Genomic DNA, 21142 nt, shown 5'->3' on the forward strand with positions numbered 1-21142 from the left:
CTCGCTCAAAGCTGTCAGAAAGGCTGGTCTTTTCTTGAAAGACCGCCTCGGATCTTGCCAGACTAGCCGCGGTTCCAGTTGTCCGGGTTCGGCCGCTGAACAAAGTGGTTCAAAAAAGAAAAATTTGGAGCATTAACGCATGAAGGCATTAGGCAAAAAGCTCGCTGGCAAGACTCTGCTCGCCATGTCCCTGATGGGAGTCATGGCGACTGCGGCTCAGGCGGACGACAAGGTGTTGCACGTCTACAACTGGTCCGACTACATCGCCCCGGACACTGTGGCCAACTTCGAAAAAGCCACCGGGATCAAAGTCGTCTATGACGTCTTCGACAGCAACGAAACCCTCGAAGCCAAGCTGCTGGCCGGCAAGTCCGGTTACGACATTGTGGTGCCTTCCAATAACTTCCTCGCCAAGCAGATCAAGGCCGGTGTTTACCAGGAGCTGGACAAGTCCAAGCTGCCGAACTGGAAGAACCTCGACGAAGACCTGCTCAAGGCTGTTGGTGATGCCAGCGACCAAGGCAACAAGCACGCGTTCCCGTACATGTGGGGCTCGATCGGCATCGGCTACAACCCGGCCAAGGTCAAGGCTGCGCTGGGCATCGACAAGATCGATTCCTGGGACGTGGTGTTCAAGCCTGAAAACATCGAGAAGCTCAAAAGCTGCGGCGTAAGCTTCCTCGACGCCCCGACCGAAATGATTCCGGCGGCGTTGCACTATCTGGGCAAGCCGACCAACAGCAAGGACAAGGCTGACCTGAAGGCCGCCGAAGACCTGTTCCTGAAGATTCGTCCTTCGGTTGCCTACTTCCATTCCTCCAAGTACATCTCCGACCTGGCCAACGGCAACATCTGCGTCGCCGTCGGTTACTCGGGTGACCTGGAACAATCCAAGACCCGCGCCCAGGAAGCCGGTGACAAGATCAAGCTGGCCTACACCATTCCAAAAGAAGGTGCTGGCACGTTCTACGACATGGTCGCCATTCCCAAGGATGCCGAAAACGTCGAAGCCGCCTACAAGTTCATGAACTACCTGCTTGAGCCGCAAGTGATGGCCGGCATCACCAACGCCGTGCGTTTCCCGAACGGCAACAAAGCTGCCACGCCACTGGTGGACAAGGACATCACCAGCGATCCGAGCATCTACCCGTCGGCTGAAGTGAAGAAGCAGCTCTACGCGATCAGCGATCTGGACGCAGCGACCCTGCGCCTGATCACTCGCAGCTGGACCAAGATCAAATCCGGTAAATAAGCCGGTTTGACGCAACAACCGCTGGCCGTCATGCCCCGCGCGGGCGGCCAGCGGATCAATTAAATGACAGGAAGTTTTGCAGGAACGGTTTTTCGAGGGTAAGTTGCGCGCCGGTTTTGTTGCCGGGCAGCCACGGCTGTCATGCAGCGCGGGGCAACTTGGGCCCAACTAATTTAGAGGACCTCCACTTGCCTATTTTTTCTTCTTTGCGCAAAGCCCTGCTGGCCACTGCCGGCCTGACGATTGCTGTCGGAGCCCAGGCCGCCGGTACGGTGCATATTTATAACTGGTCCGATTACATCGGCGAGACCACCCTGGCCGACTTCCAGAAAGCCACCGGGATAAAACCGGTCTACGACGTCTTCGACTCCAACGAAACCCTGGAAGGCAAGCTGCTCGCCGGGCGTACCGGCTACGACGTGGTCGTACCGTCGAACCACTTCCTCGGCAAGCAGATCAAGGCCGGCGCGTTCCAGAAGCTCGACAAGTCGCAGCTGCCGAATTATTCCAATCTCGACCCGGCGCTGCTCAAGCGTCTGGAGCAGAACGATCCGGGCAACCTGTACGCCGTGCCGTATCTGTGGGGCACCAACGGCATCGGCTACAACGTCGATAAAGTGAAAGCTGTGCTGGGTGTCGACAAGATCGATTCGTGGGGCGTTTTGTTCGAGCCTGAGAACATCAAGAAGCTGCAAAGCTGCGGCGTGGCGTTCCTCGATTCGGCGGATGAAATGATGCCGACTGTGCTCAACTATCTGGGCCTGAATGCCAACAGCACCAATCCCAAGGACTACGAAAAAGCCACCGACAAGTTGCTCGCGGTGCGTCCTTACGTGACCTACTTCCACTCCTCGAAATACATCGGTGATCTGGCCAACGGCGACATCTGCGTGGCCATCGGTTTTTCCGGCGATATCTTCCAGGCGAAGAACCGCGCAGCCGAAGCCAAGAAAGGCGTGAACATCGCCTACGCGGTGCCGAAAGAGGGCGGTGCCTTGTGGTTCGACATGCTGGCAATCCCCAAGGATTCGTCGAACGTGAAGCAGGCCCATGCCTTCATCAACTATCTGCTGAAACCTGAGGTGATCGCTCAGGTCAGTGATTACGTCGGTTACGCCAACCCCAACCCGGGGTCGGACAAGCTGATGGAACAATCCATCCGTACCGATGCGTCGGTGTATCCGCCGCAGGCCGTTATCGACAAGGCCTACGTATCGACCGAGTTGCCACCGAACATTCAGCGCCTGATGACCCGCAGCTGGACCAAGGTCAAGTCGGGGATGTAAGGCACACACTATTCTGGGTTCGCCTTGCGGGGCGAACTGCACTGTTTTTTTCTGGGAGTTTCGTAAATGGCAGTTGCCTCCGGCGCCTATAAGAAAGCCCTCGAGGGCGACCAGACACCGAAACAGGTGCTGGTCAAAATCGACCGGGTCACGAAGAAGTTCGACGAGACGATTGCCGTGGACGATGTGTCCCTGGAAATCAAGAAAGGCGAAATCTTCGCCCTGCTCGGCGGTTCGGGATCGGGCAAATCCACTCTGCTGCGGATGCTGGCAGGGTTCGAACGGCCCACGGAGGGGCGCATTTTCCTCGACGGCGTCGACATCACCGACATGCCGCCGTACGAACGTCCGATCAACATGATGTTCCAGTCGTACGCCTTGTTCCCGCACATGACCGTGGCGCAGAACATCGCCTTCGGCCTCAAGCAGGACAAGATCCCGGCGGCTGAAGTCGACGCTCGCGTGGCCGAGATGCTCAAGCTCGTACAGATGAGCCAGTACGCCAAGCGCAAGCCGCATCAATTGTCGGGCGGTCAGCGTCAGCGCGTGGCGCTGGCCCGTTCACTGGCCAAGCGGCCGAAGCTGCTGTTGCTCGATGAGCCGATGGGCGCACTGGACAAGAAACTGCGCTCGCAGATGCAACTGGAGCTGGTGGAAATCATCGAGCGCGTCGGCGTGACTTGCGTGATGGTGACCCACGACCAGGAAGAGGCCATGACCATGGCCGAGCGCATCGCGATCATGCACCTGGGCTGGATCGCCCAGATCGGCAGCCCGATCGACATCTACGAAACCCCGACCAGCCGTCTGGTCTGCGAATTCATCGGCAACGTCAATATCTTCGAAGGCGAAGTGATCGACGACGCCGAAGGCCACGCAACCATCACCTGCAAAGATCTTGATCGGCAGATCTACGTTGGCCACGGCATCAGTACTTCGGTGCAGGACAAGTCGGTCACCTACGCGATCCGCCCGGAGAAGCTGCTGGTCACCGCCGACCAACCGACCTGCGAATACAACTGGTCGAGCGGCAAGGTCCACGACATTGCCTACCTCGGCGGGCACTCGGTGTTCTACGTCGAATTGCCAAGCGGCAAACTGGTGCAGTCGTTCGTCGCCAACGCCGAACGTCGCGGCGCGCGTCCGACCTGGGGCGATCAGGTCTACGTGTGGTGGGAAGACGACAGCGGCGTGGTACTCCGCTCATGAACATGCGCAAATTCAAACGCCGCATCAACCGAATAATCCCCAATGGCCGGCAACTGGTCATCGGGGTCCCGTTCATCTGGCTGTTTCTGTTCTTCATGTTGCCGTTCTTCATCGTCCTGAAGATCAGCTTCGCCGAAGCCGACGTGGCCATCCCGCCGTACACCGAGATCTACACGTACGCCGAGCAGAAGCTGCAACTACTGCTGAACCTGGGCAACTACGCAATGCTGGCGGGCGACGAGTTGTACATCGCCGCGTACCTCGGCTCGTTGAAGATGGCGCTGATCAGCACTGTCCTCTGTCTGGTGATCGGCTACCCGATGGCCTACGCCATCGCCACCGCCCGTAAAGAGCTGCAAACGGTGCTGGTGCTGCTGATCATGATGCCGACCTGGACGGCGATCCTGATCCGCGTTTACGCGTGGATGGGCATCCTCAGCAACAACGGTTTGCTCAACGGTTTCCTGATGAGCATGGGTTTCATCGACGAACCTTTGCAGATCCTCAACACCAATCTTGCGGTGTACATCGGCGTCGTTTACTCGTACCTGCCGTTCATGATCCTGCCGCTGTACGCCAACCTGGTGAAGCACGATCACAGTCTGCTGGAAGCGGCATCCGACCTCGGTTCGAGCACCTTCAACAGCTTCTGGAAAATCACTATTCCGCTGTCCAAGAACGGCATCATTGCCGGCTGCATGCTGGTATTCATCCCGGTGGTCGGCGAGTTCGTGATCCCGGAACTGCTTGGCGGTCCGGAAACCCTGATGATCGGCAAGGTGCTGTGGCAAGAGTTCTTCAACAACCGTGACTGGCCGGTGGCGTCCGCGCTGGCGGTGGTGATGCTGGCGATCCTGATTGTGCCGATCATCCTGTTCAACCGCAGTCAGGCCAAGGAAATGGAGGGTAAAGAATGAAGCGCTTCCGTTTCTCCAGCCTGATGCTGGTTCTGGGTTTGCTGTTTATCTACCTGCCGATGCTGATCCTGGTGATCTACTCGTTCAACGCCTCGAAGCTGGTGACGGTGTGGGGCGGCTGGTCGATCAAGTGGTACGTCGGCCTGCTCGACAACACGCAACTGATGGGCTCGGTGCTGCGCTCGCTGGAAATCGCCTGCTACACCGCAGTTGCCGCGGTGGCGCTGGGGACGCTGGCAGCGTTCGTACTGACCCGCATCACCCGCTTCAAGGGCCGCACGCTGTTCGGCGGCCTGGTGACAGCGCCGTTGGTGATGCCGGAAGTGATCACCGGTCTGTCGCTGCTGTTGTTGTTCGTAGCCATGGCGCAGATGATCGGCTGGCCGCAGGAACGTGGCATCGTCACCATCTGGATCGCCCACACCACGTTCTGTGCGGCGTATGTGGCGGTGGTGGTGTCGGCGCGCCTGCGTGAGCTGGACCTGTCGATCGAAGAAGCGGCGATGGACCTCGGTGCGCGGCCGTGGAAGGTGTTCTTCCTGATCACCATCCCGATGATCGCGCCATCGCTGGCGGCGGGCGGCATGATGTCGTTCGCGCTGTCGCTGGATGATCTGGTGCTGGCGAGCTTCGTCTCGGGGCCGGGTTCGACGACCCTGCCGATGGAAGTGTTCTCGGCGGTGCGTCTGGGTGTGAAGCCTGAGATCAACGCCGTGGCCAGTCTGATCCTGCTGGCGGTATCGATCGTGACCTTCATGGTCTGGTTCTTCAGCCGCCGTGCCGAAGAAGCGCGCAAGAAAGCCATCCAGCAAGCCATCGAAGAAAGCGCAGCCGATTCGTGGAAACAGCCGGACGTGCGTCGCGCACCAGCGCCGGAAGCGGCGTAGGCAATATCGGGTTGGTCCCTTTCTCAAGACCAACCCAAATCCCCATGTAGGAGTGAGCCTGCTCGCGATGGCGGTGTGTCAGCTGAAAACTACCTGGCTGACACACCGCCATCGCGAGCAGGCTCACTCCTACATGGGTTTTATGCAGTCCAGGGAGAGTTGCGGATGACCTCGACAAAGTTCATCGGCTTGAACCCCGGCTGCTGATCCTTCAGCACATCGGTCTTCACATTGCCAAACGTCGTCTGCGGACGATGGCGCAAACCATCGGCAAACGCGCAGATGATGCACTCCTTGAAACCTTCCCCACGCGGGTGCGCATGCACCACCGCCTCGCGCTGCACAGTGCTGAACGCCGCGTAATCCATGCCCAGCACATCCATTTCCACACCAGCCGTTACCAGCGCCACGGTCGGGCGCAGATGCTTCGGCACGCCTGGCGTGGTGTGCAGGGCAATCGACAGCCACACCTGTTCGATGTCGTCATCGCTCAACCCGTACGGTTTGAGAAACGCTGCTGCCGCGTTCGCGCCGTCGACTTCAAAACGCTCGTCATCACTGCGGTGGCCTTCGACCAGACCGAGGTCGTGGAACATCGCGCCGACGTACAACAGTTCCGGATCGTAGGCCAGTTGCTGGCGCTCACCACTCAGCGCGCCGAACAGAAATACCCGACGCGAATGGTGGTAGAGCAGGTCGGACTCGATGTCGCGGATGTACTCGGTGGTGGCCCGGGCGAGGGTGCTGTCGGGGATTTTGATGCCGGCAATGGTGGTGCTCATAACGATTTCCTCGTCGAAAACGCCGTCGTGGCGCTGATGGGGAAAGTCTGTTCCCGGCGCGGGAAGCGAACAATCGATGCATGGCTGCGATCCTTGCCATTCGACGCGCAAATCGTGCCAAGCTAAAAAGATCGCAGCCTGCGGCAGCTCCTACATGGGAAAGCGGACACCTGTAGGAGCGGCCGCAGGCTGCGATCTTTTGCTCTTAAAGGGGGAATCCACAGCCATGAGCAAAACCGTCGCCATCGTCGTGTTCGCAGGCGTGCAGTCGCTGGACGTCAGCGGCCCTATGGATGTGTTCGCCGAGGCCAATCGCTTCCTGGCGCCCGAGGATCACTATCGGCTCGATGTGATCGGCGTCGAACACGGCCCGATGGCCTGTTCCAACGGTTTGAACCTGAACGCCCATCGGCATTTCAGCGAAGCGCTGGATGCCTACGACCTGCTGCTGGTCGCCGGTGGCCCACAATTGCCGTTCATGGTTTTTGGCGCGACGTTCGATGATTGGCTGCGTGAAGCCTGCGCGCGGGCACAGCGTTTCGGCTCGATCTGCAACGGCGCGTTTATGCTGGCGCGGGCCGGATTGCTGGAAGGGCGCACCGTCACCACGCATTGGAACGATGCCGAGGCGTTGGCGCAGTTGTGTCCGACGACGCAGGTCGACGCGGATCGTTTATATGTCGAGGACGGCACGCTCTACACCTCTGCCGGGGTGACGGCGGGGATCGATCTGTCGCTGTATCTGCTGGCGCGGGATCACGGCGCTGAGGTGGCGCTGAGCGTGGCCAAGCGGCTGGTGGTGTTTACTCAGCGCTCCGGTGGGCAGTCGCAGTTCAGCCCGTTCCTCACGCCGCATGCGGAGCCGACGTCGGCGGTAGCGATGGTGCAGCTTTATGTATTGGCTAATCTGACGGGCGATCTGACGATTGCCGATCTGGCAACTGCGGCGAACATGAGTGCGCGCAATTTTTCGCGGGTGTTTGCTCGGGAGGCGAAGGTGACGCCGGCGGAGTTCGTCGAGCGGGCGCGGGTGGATGCGGCGCGGGTGATGCTGGAGAGCACGGCGGCGCCGTTGAAGACGGTGGCGTATCAGTGTGGGTTTCGTGACGCGCAACATATGCGCGGGGTGTTTAACCGGCGGTTGGGGGTTACGCCGCAGCAGTTTCGGCTGAACTTTGCGGTGATGGTTTGACCCATACCCTCACCCCAGCCCTCTCCCAGAGGGAGAGGGAGCCGACCGCAGTGTCTGGCGTGATACATCGACCTGAAAGACCTTAGCGATTATGGATTCGGTAAAGCAGTGTCAGGTCGCTGTAAGCCTTGAGCATCCCCCAATCAGTCCCCTCTCCCCCCGGGAGAGGGCTAGGGTGAGGGGCTTTTAAGGCGCTGCCCGCGCCGGCAACAACTTCAAGGTACTGCGCGTATTCGCCGTCACCTCTTCGGCATTGAAATGCGCCTGCACATACATCCCGTCGACATACGCCTCAGCCTGATCGTCATAGTGACTGTCAAACGGCACACCACTCTGCCCGACCGGGTTGATCGTCAACCCATGCGCCGGATCGGCAAAATCCACCAAGCGCCGTGTCGACGGCCCGTAGGTCACCGGCCACGGTGCCGGTCCGATCCTCGCCGACAGGTTGTTCGGCACTTCGTGACTGCCCGGCGCCGCAAACGGCCCGACATTGAAAATCCGATCCAGTGGCTTCTGCTGCCCCAGCGGATGCCCGTGAGTCAGCGTGTGCGCCGCGCCCCATTTCCACTCGGTAGTGTTGTCGCCAAGGGTCAGCTTCAAGTGCTGCATGCTCGCCTGCCACGCTGCGCGCACGATATCAGCGCGGGTCTCCTTGGTCGGTGTACTGCGGTTATCCCACCACGGTGAATCGGCATTCGCCGCCAGTTTCGGCAGCGCCGCATCAATTACTCGCGTCGACAGCAGCGTGTCGAAAAAGTCATTGCCCAACTCATCCCGCATCGCTGCATCGGCGAGGTCGTAGAGGAACTGGTTGAACACCGTTGCACTGACCGAATCCAGCGGATAGTCGCCCGGCCACTGCGCCAGTTGCCCGACCAGTTTCAGTTGCTCCGGATCACTCACCACCTCACGCAGTACCGGCAGCAATGGCGCCAGCAAGCGCGGGCCGTAACCGGTGGCGGTGCCTAATTGCAGTTTCTGATTGGCCTCGTTGGTCCACTTCACGCTCTTGTCGCTGAGCTGACGATTCAGTTGCTGGCCGCGATCGGCGAGGTTGTAGTAACCGGGAATCTCCATGCCGGTCGGCGACAGCGGCTGGAAGTTGGCCGAGACGATGTAGCCGCGCGCCGGGTTCTCTTCCTGCGGGTTGGCGCTGAACGGGTAGAAGCCGTCCTTGTCGGCCTGATTGCTGCTGCCGTCAAGAATGAATTCCGGCCGCACCCCGGCCGGGCGCTTGGGCAGCAACGCCGAGGCCCACCAGGCGATATCACCCTTGGCGTTGGCATAGACGAGATTCAGTCCCGGTGCCTGGACTTTCGCGGCAGCGCCGCGGGCCTTGGCCAGGGTGTCGGCGCGGTTGAGCTGGTAGAAGCCTTCGAGGATCGGGTTTGGCGTTTCGAGGAAGGCCCACCACATCGCAATCGGCGTTTTTCCGGCAGCAGTTCCCAGCGCATCGTTGACGATCGGACCGTGGGGCGATTGGCGCAGGGTGAGGGGCACTGGCGGCTGGCCCTTCACATTGATCTGCTGCTGCGTGACGACCATGTCGGTCCACTGGCCGCGATACCAGACCTGATTCGGATTATCCGGGTTGACCTTCTCGGCGATCAGGTCCAGATCGTCGTTCTGGAACATGGTCAGGCTCCAGCCGAAATCGAGGTTGTGCCCCAGAAAAGCAAACGGCACCAACGCCTGATGATGGCCGTACAGCTCGAAGCCCGGCGCCGACAATTGCGCCTCGTACCACACCGACGGCACCGAGAAACGAATGTGCGGATCACCGGCCAGCAGCGGTTTGCCGCTCTGGCTGCGGCTGCCCGCGATGACCCACGCATTGCTGCCTTCGAACTGCGGCAGACCATTATCGATCAGTGCCAGTTCGCTGAGGCGGGCGAGGGCATTGAGGTCTTTCCAGTCGCCGGCGGCGAGGGCCGGCGCAGGCTTGGCGTGACCGTTGACCAGCACACCTTTGGGCTGCCAGTCGAGGTCGAAGACCTTGAGGTAATCGGCACCGAGCTGATCGCGCACGTAGGTCAGCAGCGGTTCGGTGCGAAACGCCGCAGCAAAGCTGTAGGCCATGTAGCCGGCGACGCTGATGCTGTCTTCTGCCGTGAAAGGTCGTTTGGGGATGCCGAGCACGTCAAACTCGATCGGCGCGGCGTGGCTGTCCTGATATTGGTTGATGCCATCCAGATAGGCTTGCAGGCCCTTCCACGCCGGCGACTGTTTATCGAGACTGGCGACGTAACTGGCAGCGCGCTCACGGATGCGCAGGCTGCGGAACAGTTTGTCGGTGTCGAGCAGCTTCGGCCCGAGCACTTCGGCCAGTTCGCCCCGGGCGAGGCGGCGCATGCTCTCCATCTGGAACAGGCGATCCTGGGCATGCACGTAGCCGAGGGCGCGGTAGAGGTCGGTTTCGTTCTCGGCACGAATGTGCGGCACACCGCGCTCGTCGTAGCGCACGGTCACCGAACCTTGCAGGTTGCGCAGCTCGACCTGACCCTGTCGCGTTGGCTGTTTGCTGTAGACGTACCAGCCTGCGCCGGCAAGCAGAACAACGATGAACAAGCCAAGTACGGTGAACACGCGCTTCATGGTGACTCCTTGTGCAGGCGGGATTGCCGCCCGTCGGGCTGCAAACAATTAGCACAGTCCTTCTGTGCCGTGCAGCGCTGTCCTTGAAAAGTCCGGAATGCCTTACGGCGTTTCCACCGGCCACGGGCAGTAACAACCGACCGCCAGGGTGTGCGTGGCATTGACCGGGCGATTTTCTGTCAGGGCATTCAAAATCGGTTCGATAAAGCTGTTGCTGGAGTTGCAGGTCAGGCCTTCGCTGTACGGGCCGAAGTACGCCAGTTTGCCGCTGCGGTCCCAGATCGCCACGGCCGGGCTGGCGGGCACCTGTTCGGAACCGGGCAATATCGTGATGGTTTTCAGGCTGCTGAGGGTCGCGGGCAACTGGCCGTGGCTGCCAGTCTTTTGCACGGCGAAGAACTCCACGCCCCTGGCGCTGAACTGCTCGACCATCTCGGTCAGGTGTTGTTGATTGCCGACGTTGCACGGACAGGCCGGGTCCCAGAAGTGCACCAGGCGAATCTTGCCAGGGCCGGCGAGGTTGTCCGGCAGGCGCAGCGGATCACCGGAAAATACCGCCGTGTGTTCGCTGAACGCACGCAGATAACGCCCCTGAAACCAGTCATACGCCGCCCACAGCACCCCGGCGCAAATCAGCGCGAGCAGACTGGCAAACAGTGCGGTGCGGTAGGGCGAACGCATGGTTTTCGATCCTCGGAAGGTCGGCTAGCTTGCCATGTCTGTCACTACAGATGAATATCGCAGGCCGATAAAGTCTGTTTACCGCTTTGGAATTCCCGCATGCCTGCCACTTTCGATCCCGATCAAATCCGCGCCAGCCTCAAGCCTTTGGCCGAGTGGCAGCCGTTGTCGGACGAGGCCAAGGCTTATCAGCGCTTCTACCAGACCGACTTTCCCCATCGCGATGTCTGGCGTGGCATGGGCCGTTTTGAAGTCGATGGTTATGAACTGGTCAGCCATTGCTGGTGGCCGGAGAAGGTCAAGGCGACGCTGTTTCTGCTGCACGGCTACTACGATCACGTCGGGCTCTACCGGCATGTGATCGAGTGGGCGCTGGATCAGGATTTTGCGGTGATCGCCTGCGACTTGCCGGGCCATGGCTTGTCGAGCGGGCCGCGCGCGAGCATCCGCGACTTCTCTGAATACCAGGACGTCCTGCAGGCCTTGTTCGCCGAGGCCCAGTCGATCGCGCTGCCGCAGCCGTGGCATTTGTGCGGGCAGAGCACCGGCGGGGCGATTGTTGTCGATCACCTGCTCAACCACGGCGAAAACAGCCCGGCGCAAGGGCAGGTGATTTTGATGGCGCCGCTGGTGCGTCCACGGGCGTGGGGCTGGTCGCAGCTGAGCTATTACTTGCTCCGGCCTTTTGTCAGAGGGGTCACGCGACGCTTCAGCGAGAATTCCAACGATCCGGATTTCCTGCCGTTTCTGCAGGCTGATCCATTGCAGCCGCGACGCTTGCCGACGAAATGGGTGGGGGCGTTGTCGCGTTGGATCATTCGCGTCGAGCACGCGAAAAAAAGTCCGCGGCGGCCGCTGATCATTCAGGGGCAGGCGGACATGACGGTCGACTGGCAGCACAATCTGCAGGTGATGAAGTGGAAGTTCGACCGGCCGCAGATCTTGCTGCTGGCCGAGGCGCGGCATCATCTGGCGAATGAGACGGTGGAGATGCGCGAGGAGTATTTCGAGTTTCTGAGCAAGCGGATCAGGGGCCGGAATCTCTAGCGCTTGTGAGGGCCTATCGCGAGCAGGCTCACTCCTACATTTGGAATGCGTACCTCTGTAGGAGTGAGCCTGCTCGCGATAGCGGTCTAAGAGACGACGAAGATCATTGCCCGACCGCCAACCCCGCCCGAATCGCCGCCAGCGCCGCCTGATAGTAGGCCTTGCCCTCAGTCGATTCAGCAAACGTCGCAAACTCTTCCAGCTCTTCATCCGACAGATCGCGATAGACATAGAGCAGCGTGTTGTTGATGTCCGCGCCAATCTGATCCATCAAGCGCTGGCGCTGACCATTGAGCATGCCCTGCGCTTGACCGCCACCGAGCAGCCCCGGAATCATCGAACTCAAGCTGTCCGCCGCCACACCAGCAATCGCCAGGCTGACTTCGGCGCCGGCTTCACGGGCCGGCAAGGCTTGGGCGAGGTGACCGATGATCAGCAGACGGCTGTCGCTGACCTGCATCTTCGGCAGACCCTTGGCGTTTTTCGCCAATTGATCGCGGCGGGTCGCGAGCAGTTCAGCGGCGACGATTTTCTTGCCCAGCGGCGATTGAAAGAAGGTCAGCGCCGGTTTCGGGTCGGCAAGCTTCTGCCGCAGTTGCGCTTCGGCGCGTTGATCCACAGCCTGCGGGGCGAAGCGTTGGTTGCTGTTGTTGACCAACGCCTGAAACACGGCGGGCGGCAGGCTGTTCTGATAGCGCTGCTGTGCGGCCGTCAGGGCATCGTTGAAATGCGCACGTTGATCTGGCCAGCCGGCGACCTTGTACAACTGATCGTGGCCGTCCGCCCAGGCGGGCAACACGCAGAACATCAACAGTGAAAAAAGCAAACGGCGCATAGGGACTCCTGTCAGCAGCGGACTATTCTCCGTGCGGTGCCGGTACTTGTCGAGAATTCGTAGCAAGCCGCCGCGTGGCTCTGTCGGATTTCTTGCCGCCGACATACTATGCGCGCCATGCAAATATCCTCTGAACACCCACTGCTGTTACGCATTGTCGATGACCTGGCCGACCACGGCTGGTCGCAGCAGAACATTTTCCTGCCCGCCGGTTTGACCCGCGAGCTGGCGGCCGAGTGCCGCAAACGTGAGGCCGAGGGTGAGCTGGCGCCGGCGGCGGTGGGGCGTGGGCCGTTTTCGGAGATCCGCGAGGGTATTCGTGGCGATCACATTCAGTGGATCGATCCGGGGCAGGCCGAGGCCAGCGACCGTTATCTGAACCTGATGGAGAGCCTGCGCGAGGCACTCAACCGTGGCTTGTTCCTCGGCCTTGAAGACTTTGAATGCCATTTCGCGCTGTATCCGCCGGGTGCGTTTTATCGCCGACATGTCGACCGTTTTCGCGACGACGACAAGCGCATGGTGTCGGTGGTGGTTTACCTCAATGATGCATGGCTGCCGGAAGATGGCGGTCAGTTGCGCATGTACCTGAACGAGGAGCGCGTGCATGACGTGCAGCCTACTGGCGGGTGTCTGGTGGTGTTTCTCTCCGGCGAAGTACCCCACGAAGTGCTGCCGGCGAACCGCGAGCGCTTGTCGCTGACCGGTTGGTTTCGCCGCCGTGGCAACGAGCCGTTCTGATGGAGAAAATTCTGGTCAGCCGCTGTCTGTTGGGCCACCGCGTACGTTACGACGGTGGTGCGAGCGGGCCGTTTGATCTGCTTGAGCAGTGGATTGCCGAAGGGCGGGTGGTGCCGTTGTGTCCGGAGATCGCGGGCGGTTTGCCGACGCCACGGGCGGCGGCGGAGATTCCGGGCGGGCAGGGTGGTGAAGTGCTGGATGGCGTCGCGGCGGTGATCACCACTGAGGGCGAGGATGTCAGTGCGCAGTTTCTCGATGGTGCGCGGCAGGCGCTGGCGCTGGTGCAGAAGCACGGGATTCGCGTGGCGGTGCTGAAGGCCAACAGTCCTTCTTGCGGGAATCTGCTGACGTATGACGGGACGTTCAGTGGCGTGAAGGTGAGTGGCGAAGGGGTGACGGCCGCGTTGCTCAAGCGCCATGGTGTGCAGGTTTTCAGTGAACTGGAGTTGCCGCAGGCCGCGCTGGCACTGGCTGCTTTGGACTGATCCGCAATCGTTACCCTCACCCCAGCGCTCCCGAAACGTCGGACCGCCCGTAGGGAGAGGGGGCCGACCGAGGTGTCTGGCGCTATTCATCGACTTGAAAGACCTTGTCGATTATGGATTCGGCAAAGTAGGTTCAGGTCGGCGTACCTCTAAAGCATCCCCAGATCAGTCCCCTCTACCTCTGGGAGAGGGCTAGGGTGAGGGGCTTTTAAGGCTTCAACCACTTCTCGGTCAACGCCGCCAAACGCCCATCCGCCTTGATCCGCTCCATCGCGCTCGCAAGACTGGCCTGAAACGCCGGATTACCCTTCTGAAACGGAATCGCCAACTCCACCGGCTCTGCCGCTTTCGGCTTCTCTTCAGTCAATGCCTGCACCAGCACCATCGGCCGTGGCTGCTCATCCTTCTTCGCTAACAACTGCGAATCGACCTTGCCGTAAGACTCGCTGAAGTCGAAACGATCCTTGAGTTCGGGTGTCAGTGCTATGTGGTTGAGGGCGACGTCGTACTTGCCGCTTTCAACGCCCTGGAGCAGATCGGCCTCATCGGTGACGATGAAGTCGGCGCGTACATCCAGCTCCTTGGCGAGCAGTTGCCCAAGCTCGACCTCGAACCCCGTGAGTGTGTCGCCTTCCTTGAAATTGAAGGGCGGTGTATTAGCCTCAAGGGCAATACGCAGCTCGCCACGGTCGTTGATGTCATCAATCAGTTCGGCGTGAGCCAAAGGGCTCAAAAGGGGTAGCAGGCAGATCAGGCCAGGCAGAAAACGCATGGTCACTCCTTTGAAATCATTATCGCGACGCTCTGATTCAGGCTCGCTTTGCTATGGTTGTCGAGTGCCTTCGACAACGAATGGTCATGAAGTTGTCATGACCGTGCGGATTTTACGGAAAAACTGGAGAAGAAAATGAAAAGCTTTATGTCACGTGCAGCGTTCGCGGGTGTGCTGATGGGCGTTTCGGTGCTGGCCAGTGCGGCGACACCGGCGCCAAAAGGCGCCGAAGTGTTCATCGTTTCTCCCGAGGACGGGGCCACGGTTTCGCAGACCTTCACCGTCAAGTTCGGAACCAAGGGCGTCGCACTGGCACCGGCCGGTGACGTCACCAAGAATACTGGTCACCATCACCTGCTGATCGACGCCAAGGAAATTGTTCCTGCCGGTTCGGTCGTCCCTACCGATGCCAACCATATGCACTTCGGCAAGGCGCAGACCCAGGCTGACATCAAGCTCGCCCCGGGCAAACACACCTTGCAGCTGGAACTTGGCGACAGCGGTCACATGGCATTCGATCCGCCAATCGTTTCGAAGAAAATCACCGTCAACGTCGAATAACCTTTTCGCCGTGTATGAAAAAGGGAGCCCGAAGGCTCCCTTTTTTGTCGCTCAGCGTTTGATCAGAACAACACGCGGCTACGGATAGTGCCGTTGACGTGTTGCAGCTTCTCTTGCGCCAGCTCCGAGTACTCGGCGTCGACGTCGATCACCACGTAGCCCACCTTCTCGTTGGTCTGCAGGAACTGACCGGAGATGTTGATGCCGTTTTCGGCGAAGACCTTGTTGATCTCGCTCATCACACCCGGGATGTTCTCGTGGATGTGCAGCAGGCGGTGCTTGCCAGGGTGAGCCGGCAGGGCCACTTCCGGGAAGTTCACCGACGAAACGGAGGTGCCGTTGTCGCTGTACTTGACCAGTTTCTCTGCCACTTCCAGACCGATGTTGGCTTGCGCTTCGGCGGTCGAACCACCGATGTGCGGAGTCAGGATCACGTTGTCGAGGCCACGTAGCGGGCTTTCGAACTCTTCGTCGTTGGAGCGTGGCTCCACCGGGAATACGTCGATGGCCGCGCCGATCAGGTGCTTGTCCTTGATCGCGTCCGCCAGGGCGTCCAGTTCAACCACGGTGCCGCGCGCGGCGTTGATCAGGATGCCGCCCTTCTTGATGGCGCGGATTTCCTTCTCGCCGATCATCCACTGGGTCGCAGCGGTTTCCGGAACGTGCAGGGTGACGATGTCGGACATGCCCAGCAGCTCGGTCAGGCTACCGATCTGGGTCGCGTTGCCCAGCGGCAGCTTGGTCACGGTGTCGTAGAAGTACACCTGCATGCCCAGGCCTTCAGCCAGAACCGACAGCTGCGTACCGATCGAGCCGTAGCCGACGATGCCGAGTTTCTTGCCACGGATCTCAAAGGAGTTGGCTGCGGACTTGATCCAGCCGCCACGGTGGCAGGAAGCGTTTTTCTCAGGGATGCCGCGCAGCAGCAGGATCGCTTCGGCCAGCACCAGCTCGGCAACGGAGCGGGTGTTGGAGTACGGCGCGTTGAACACGGCAATACCGCGCTCACGGGCAGCACTCAGGTCAACCTGGTTGGTGCCGATGCAGAAACAGCCGACCGCAACCAGCTTCTTCGCGTGATCGAAGATCTCTTCGGTCAGTTGGGTGCGCGAACGAATGCCGATGAAGTGAGCGTCAGCGATCTTTTCCTTGAGCTGGGCTTCCGGCAAGGAACCTGTCAGGTATTCGATGCTGGTGTAGCCCGCCGCCTTGAGGACGTCGACAGCCGATTGGTGGACGCCTTCGAGAAGAAGGAACTTGATCTTGCTCTTATCGAGAGAAGTCTTGCTCATCTGCGTAAACCTGTATCCCGGAGAAAAATGGCAGGAAATGGTCAACAGACGCTGACCCGGACGACAAGAAAGTCGTCTCCGCGGATCTGGCCTTGGGCACTGTCCTGCGGGGTCGATATGCTAGCATAGCCTCCCCGCTAAACACTCATTCCTGCGACGTGAAGCGTTCTCAGGATGACCATGAATTGTTCGAGAGTTCTGTCGATGACCAGTCCTGCCCTGATTGATGAACTGAAGACCCTGGTCGAGCCTGGCAAGGTCCTGACCGACGCCGACTCCCTGAATGCGTACGGCAAGGACTGGACCAAGCACTTCGCCCCGGCGCCCAGCGCCATCGTGTTTCCCAAAACCATTGAGCAGGTGCAAGCCGTTGTCCGTTGGGCCAATGAACACAAGGTCGCGCTGGTGCCGTCGGGCGGGCGCACCGGACTTTCAGCCGCCGCAGTGGCCGCCAATGGCGAAGTGGTCGTGTCGTTCGACTACATGAATCAGATTCTCGACGTGAACCTCACCGACCGCACCGCCGTTTGTCAGCCGGGCGTGGTCACCGAACATTTGCAGAACGTCGCCGAAGAAAAAGGCCTGTATTACCCGGTCGATTTCGCTTCGGCAGGTTCCAGCCAGATTGGCGGCAACATCGGCACAAATGCCGGCGGGATCAAGGTGATTCGCTACGGCATGACCCGCAACTGGGTGGCCGGCATGAAAGTCGTCACCGGCAAGGGCGACGTACTCGAACTGAACAAAGACCTGATCAAGAACGCCACGGGTTACGACCTGCGCCAGCTGTTCATCGGCGCTGAAGGCACGCTGGGTTTCGTCGTCGAAGCGACTATGCGCCTCGATCGTGCGCCGAAAAACCTCACCGCGATGGTCCTTGGCACCGCCGATTTCGACTCGATCATGCCGGTGCTGCACGCTTTCCAGGGCAAGCTCGACTTGACCGCGTTTGAATTCTTCTCCGACAAAGCCCTGGCCAAGGTCATCGGCCGTGGTGACGTGCCGGCACCTTTCGAAACCGACTGCCCGTTCTACGCGCTGCTGGAATTTGAAGCGACTACTGAAGAAGTGGCCAACAGCGCACTGGAAACCTTCGAGCATTGCGTCGAGCAGGGCTGGGTGCTGGACGGCGTGATGAGCCAGAGCGAAACCCAACTGCACAATCTGTGGAAACTGCGCGAGTACATCTCCGAAACCATCTCGCACTGGACGCCATACAAGAACGACATCTCGGTCACGGTTTCGAAAGTGCCGGCGTTCCTCAAGGAAATCGATGCGATCGTCGGTGAACACTACCCCGACTTCGAAATCGTCTGGTTCGGCCACATCGGCGACGGCAACCTGCACCTGAACATCCTCAAACCGGATAACTTGAGCAAGGACGAGTTCTTCGCCAAGTGCGCGACCGTCAACAAGTGGGTGTTCGAAACCGTCGAGAAGTACAACGGCTCGATTTCCGCCGAACACGGCGTGGGAATGACCAAGCGCGATTACTTGACCTACAGCCGTTCGCCGGTTGAGATCGAGTACATGAAAGCGGTGAAAGCGGTGTTCGACCCGAACGGCATCATGAACCCGGGCAAGATTTTTGCGGTTTGATCGGCAATCTTTGATGAATCAATGAAGGCAGGAGTCGGTAAATGAGCTATCAGCACCAGTACGTCGACGGCACGCGCATCCACTTCCCGATCGGGAAAGTCGTGTGCATTGGCCGCAATTACGCCGAACACGCCAAGGAACTGGACAACCCGGTACCTACCGAGCCGTTGCTGTTCATCAAGCCGGGCAGTTGCGTGGTTGAGCTGGAAGGCGGTTTCGCCATTCCGACCGAGCGCGGTTCGGTGCACTACGAAGCGGAAATCGCCGTGTTGATCGGCAAGCCGTTGTCGACCAAGCCGAGCCGTGAAGAAGTCCTCGACGCAATCTCCGGTTTCGCCCCGGCGCTGGACCTGACCCTGCGCGACAAGCAGGCCGAGCTGAAAGCCAAGGGGCTGCCGTGGGAAATCGCCAAGTCGTTCGACGGCGCGGCGGTGATCGCCCCGTTCGTGGTCGGCAGCACCTTCGCTGACCTGACTGACATCGGCATTCGCCTGACCATCAACGGCGAAGTGCGTCAGGACGGCAACAGCAGCGCGATGCTCAACCCGATCGTGCCGATGATCCAGCACATGGCCGGCTGCTTCTCGCTGCAGGCCGGTGACGTGATCCTCACCGGTACGCCAGTCGGCGTTGGCCCGCTGAACGTCGGCGATGACATCGTCCTCGAACTGGTCGGCGCGAGCAGTTTCAACAGCAGCGTGCGCTGATCGCCACACTGAAATCTCCTGTGGGAGCGAGCCTGCTCGCGAAGGCGCCAGGTCAGTCGACATCATCGTTGCCTGACACTCCGTCTTCGCGAGCAGGCTCGCTCCCACATTTGTTATGTGATCCACCTTGCAAACGTGCAGGGCAATCCCGCCATTTGCCGTTTTTTTCACATCCTGTACGGATAATTCCTCTCATTCTGGCGTCTGAGCCGGCCTCTTTGTGCTATTACCCTTAGCCTGAATTTTCGGAACGCGTCCCTCGATGTCATCTCAAACTCAGCTCAAACCCACTCGCCGTTCACGTTTTGCCCTGCGTTGGTATGTCTGGCTAGTGCTGGTGATTGCCGCTGCTTACGCTTTGGCGTTTGCCATGCATTGGGATGATCGCGGTGTGCTTTGGCTGCAGGAGCGCTTCGAAAGCCAGGCCGAGCAGAAAGACAGCATCTGGCTGCCGGACTATCGGGTGGTAATTGACGCCAAACCGCTGAAGGATATGGAAAAGGACGAAGCCTCGGATCTGTCGTACAACCCGCAGACCAAAACGCTGTTTTCAGTGATGGGTAAAAACCCGTTTCTCGCCGAGCTGACTCTGCAGGGCGATGTGCTGCGCAAGATGCCGCTGGTGGGCTGGAGCAATCCGGAAGGCCTGACCGTCATGGAAAACGGCTTGATGGCGATTGTCGATGAGCGCCAGCACATGCTGTCGATCGTCAAGGTCGACGCCGATACCCGCGAATTGAACATCGCCGATTTCCCGAAATACGACCTCGGCCCGTCGAAAGACCAGAATAAAGCCTTCGAAGCCATTACCTGGGATTCCCACAATCAGCAATTGCTACTCGGTGAGGAGCGTCCACCGGCGTTGTTCACCTGGAAAAGCGATGGCAGCCAGACCCTCAAGGGCGACAAGCAGAAACTCGCCAGTGATGAACTGGATATTCGCAACCTCTCGGCCTTGGCGATTGACCCGCGCACTCAGCACACACTGGTGCTGTCCGCTGATTCGCACCTGTTGCTGGAGCTGGACGAGAAGGGCGAGCAAGTCAGCTTCATGACCCTGCTGGGTGGCTTCAATGGCCTGAAAAACACCATTCCCCGCGCCGAAGGCGTGACCATGGACGAGGCCGGCACGCTGTACATGGTCAGCGAGCCGAACCTGTTCTATCGCTTCGAAAAACAGCAATAACAGCCTTTACCGATTCCAATGTAGGAGTTGCCGAAGGCTGCGATCTCTTGATCTTCTGAACCGCAACATCAAAAGATCGCAGCCTTCGGCAGCTCCTACATCGACTCTCTTGTAGTTGCGGGCAAGTGGCCATTAAGCTTCAGTTCAGACGGGCGTGATATTTCATCCGCCTGTTTTGATCCCGAGCCCGCCCGAATGCGTCGACTTGCCCGTCCCAAACCTCTGATGATTATCCTGTCGGTGATTGCCCTGATCGCATTGATCGCGCTCGGCCAATACATGCGCCTGTTTGAACGCGCCTGGTTCAACCTGCACACGCTGTGGCAACCGCAAAGTAGCGAGTCGATTGGCTTGGATCAGTATCGCGTCGAGATTGAAGCGCGAGTGATTGACGGGCTGGACGACGATGTTTCGGCGCTGACCTTCGATCCGGTGCGCAAAAGCCTGTTCACCGTGACCAACAAGAATTCCGAACTGGTCGAGCTGTCGCTCGAAGGCAAGATCCTGCGGCGCATCGCGCTGATCGGATTTGGCGATCCGGAAGCCGTCGAGTACATCAGCGCCGATACCTATGTGATCACTGATGAGCGTCAGCAGCGGTTGATCAAGATTCACCTGGAGGCAGACACCACATTCCTCGACGCGGCGGACGCCGAGCAGATGACCCTCGGCGTGCATATGGCCAGCAACAAAGGTTTTGAAGGCCTGGCGTATGACTCGGTAGGCAAGCGCTTGTTTGTTGCGAAGGAACGTAACCCGATGCTGATCTACGAAGTGCACGGTTTCCCGCATTTCAATCCGGAAAAGTCCTACGCGGTGCATGTGATCAACGATCCCAAGCGTGACGCCGGGATGTTTGTGCGCGATCTGTCGAGCCTGCAATACGACGAGCGCAGCGGTCATTTATTGGCGCTGTCGGATGAGTCACGGCTGATTCTGGAACTGGATGTCGGTGGACGACCGTTGAGCACGATGTCCATCAGTGGCGGTCGGCAGGGTTTGAAGAAGACCGTGCCGCAGGCGGAAGGCATCGCGATGGATGATGATGGGACGTTGTATCTGGTGAGTGAGCCGAACCTGTTCTACGTCTTCAAAAAACCAGCACAGCCCTGA

At 59.6% G+C, this 21142-nt stretch carries 20 protein-coding genes; 14 read left to right on the forward strand and 6 right to left on the reverse strand.

Features of this window, described 5'->3' with window-relative positions; all coding sequences use genetic code 11:
• Positions 1-139 precede the first annotated feature (139 nt).
• From ACI514_RS26960 to ACI514_RS26980, 5 genes are all read left to right on the forward strand, one after another.
• Entirely contained in the window at positions 140-1252 is a 1113-nt protein-coding gene (locus ACI514_RS26960; protein ID WP_405122689.1) for a polyamine ABC transporter substrate-binding protein, read from the forward strand.
• Between the two features lie 188 nt (positions 1253-1440).
• Positions 1441-2538: a polyamine ABC transporter substrate-binding protein gene (locus ACI514_RS26965; RefSeq protein WP_368968311.1), complete on the forward strand. Its 1098-nt coding sequence runs from the start codon at positions 1441-1443 to the stop codon at positions 2536-2538.
• Between the two features lie 66 nt (positions 2539-2604).
• The gene (locus ACI514_RS26970) at positions 2605-3747 is read left to right on the forward strand and encodes an ABC transporter ATP-binding protein (RefSeq protein WP_007913856.1); all 1143 of its coding nucleotides are present in this window, start codon (positions 2605-2607) and stop codon (positions 3745-3747) included.
• 35 nt (positions 3748-3782) lie between these two features.
• The gene (locus ACI514_RS26975; RefSeq protein ID WP_174244537.1) at positions 3783-4664 is read left to right on the forward strand and encodes an ABC transporter permease subunit; all 882 of its coding nucleotides are present in this window, start codon (positions 3783-3785) and stop codon (positions 4662-4664) included.
• Complete coding sequence (locus ACI514_RS26980; protein ID WP_093429780.1) at positions 4661-5551, forward strand: ABC transporter permease subunit; 891 nt, start codon at positions 4661-4663, stop codon at positions 5549-5551. Before ACI514_RS26975 ends, ACI514_RS26980 begins: the two co-directional genes overlap by 4 nt.
• A 140-nt stretch (positions 5552-5691) precedes the next feature.
• Here the strand turns inward: ACI514_RS26980 and ACI514_RS26985 are convergent, their stop codons facing one another.
• On the reverse strand, positions 5692-6333 hold the full coding sequence (locus ACI514_RS26985) for an HD domain-containing protein (protein ID WP_405122690.1): 642 nt from the start codon (positions 6331-6333) through the stop codon (positions 5692-5694).
• A gap of 226 nt (positions 6334-6559) precedes the next feature.
• Here ACI514_RS26985 and ACI514_RS26990 point away from each other — a divergent pair, with 226 nt between their 5' ends.
• Positions 6560-7525 (forward strand): GlxA family transcriptional regulator, encoded by a 966-nt coding sequence (locus ACI514_RS26990; RefSeq protein ID WP_160059811.1) that lies wholly within the window; start codon positions 6560-6562, stop codon positions 7523-7525.
• 186 nt (positions 7526-7711) lie between these two features.
• Here ACI514_RS26990 and ACI514_RS26995 read toward each other — a convergent pair whose 3' ends face one another.
• Entirely contained in the window at positions 7712-10123 is a 2412-nt protein-coding gene (locus ACI514_RS26995; RefSeq protein WP_405122691.1) for a penicillin acylase family protein, read from the reverse strand.
• A gap of 102 nt (positions 10124-10225) precedes the next feature.
• Positions 10226-10804: a DUF6436 domain-containing protein gene (locus ACI514_RS27000; protein WP_405122692.1), complete on the reverse strand. Its 579-nt coding sequence runs from the start codon at positions 10802-10804 to the stop codon at positions 10226-10228.
• A 99-nt stretch (positions 10805-10903) separates the two neighbouring features.
• Here ACI514_RS27000 and ACI514_RS27005 point away from each other — a divergent pair, with 99 nt between their 5' ends.
• Entirely contained in the window at positions 10904-11851 is a 948-nt protein-coding gene (locus tag ACI514_RS27005) for an alpha/beta hydrolase (protein ID WP_405122693.1), read from the forward strand.
• Positions 11852-11954: 103 nt separating this feature from the next.
• On the opposite strand, the gene ACI514_RS27010 is transcribed toward ACI514_RS27005, so the two are convergent.
• Positions 11955-12686, reverse strand: coding sequence for a DUF2059 domain-containing protein (locus tag ACI514_RS27010; protein ID WP_405122694.1), 732 nt, complete (start codon positions 12684-12686; stop codon positions 11955-11957).
• Between the two features lie 108 nt (positions 12687-12794).
• Between ACI514_RS27010 and ACI514_RS27015 the strand changes: the two genes are divergently transcribed.
• Complete coding sequence (locus ACI514_RS27015) at positions 12795-13427, forward strand: 2OG-Fe(II) oxygenase (protein ID WP_405122695.1); 633 nt, start codon at positions 12795-12797, stop codon at positions 13425-13427.
• Positions 13427-13912, forward strand: coding sequence for a DUF523 domain-containing protein (locus ACI514_RS27020; protein ID WP_405122696.1), 486 nt, complete (start codon positions 13427-13429; stop codon positions 13910-13912). Before ACI514_RS27015 ends, ACI514_RS27020 begins: the two co-directional genes overlap by 1 nt.
• A 208-nt stretch (positions 13913-14120) precedes the next feature.
• On the opposite strand, the gene ACI514_RS27025 is transcribed toward ACI514_RS27020, so the two are convergent.
• Positions 14121-14684 (reverse strand): transporter substrate-binding domain-containing protein, encoded by a 564-nt coding sequence (locus ACI514_RS27025; protein ID WP_160059804.1) that lies wholly within the window; start codon positions 14682-14684, stop codon positions 14121-14123.
• 135 nt (positions 14685-14819) lie between these two features.
• On the opposite strand from ACI514_RS27025, the gene ACI514_RS27030 reads away from it, so the two are divergent.
• Positions 14820-15245, forward strand: a complete 426-nt coding sequence (locus ACI514_RS27030; RefSeq protein WP_405122697.1) for a DUF4399 domain-containing protein — start codon at positions 14820-14822, stop codon at positions 15243-15245.
• A gap of 62 nt (positions 15246-15307) precedes the next feature.
• Here ACI514_RS27030 and serA read toward each other — a convergent pair whose 3' ends face one another.
• Positions 15308-16537, reverse strand: a complete 1230-nt coding sequence (gene serA / locus ACI514_RS27035) for a phosphoglycerate dehydrogenase (protein WP_095121592.1) — start codon at positions 16535-16537, stop codon at positions 15308-15310.
• Between the two features lie 204 nt (positions 16538-16741).
• Here serA and ACI514_RS27040 point away from each other — a divergent pair, with 204 nt between their 5' ends.
• From ACI514_RS27040 to ACI514_RS27055, 4 genes are all read left to right on the forward strand, one after another.
• A complete protein-coding gene (locus tag ACI514_RS27040; RefSeq protein ID WP_160059802.1) occupies positions 16742-18136 on the forward strand; it encodes an FAD-binding oxidoreductase in 1395 nt (464 codons plus the stop codon).
• A gap of 41 nt (positions 18137-18177) precedes the next feature.
• Positions 18178-18843, forward strand: coding sequence for a fumarylacetoacetate hydrolase family protein (locus ACI514_RS27045; RefSeq protein WP_053124802.1), 666 nt, complete (start codon positions 18178-18180; stop codon positions 18841-18843).
• A gap of 262 nt (positions 18844-19105) precedes the next feature.
• Complete coding sequence (locus tag ACI514_RS27050; RefSeq protein ID WP_160059801.1) at positions 19106-20029, forward strand: SdiA-regulated domain-containing protein; 924 nt, start codon at positions 19106-19108, stop codon at positions 20027-20029.
• 195 nt (positions 20030-20224) lie between these two features.
• Positions 20225-21142, forward strand: a complete 918-nt coding sequence (locus ACI514_RS27055; RefSeq protein WP_160059800.1) for an SdiA-regulated domain-containing protein — start codon at positions 20225-20227, stop codon at positions 21140-21142.

The sequence above is a fragment of the Pseudomonas sp. M20 genome (assembly GCF_045037865.1).
Classification (GTDB): Bacteria; Pseudomonadota; Gammaproteobacteria; order Pseudomonadales; family Pseudomonadaceae; genus Aquipseudomonas.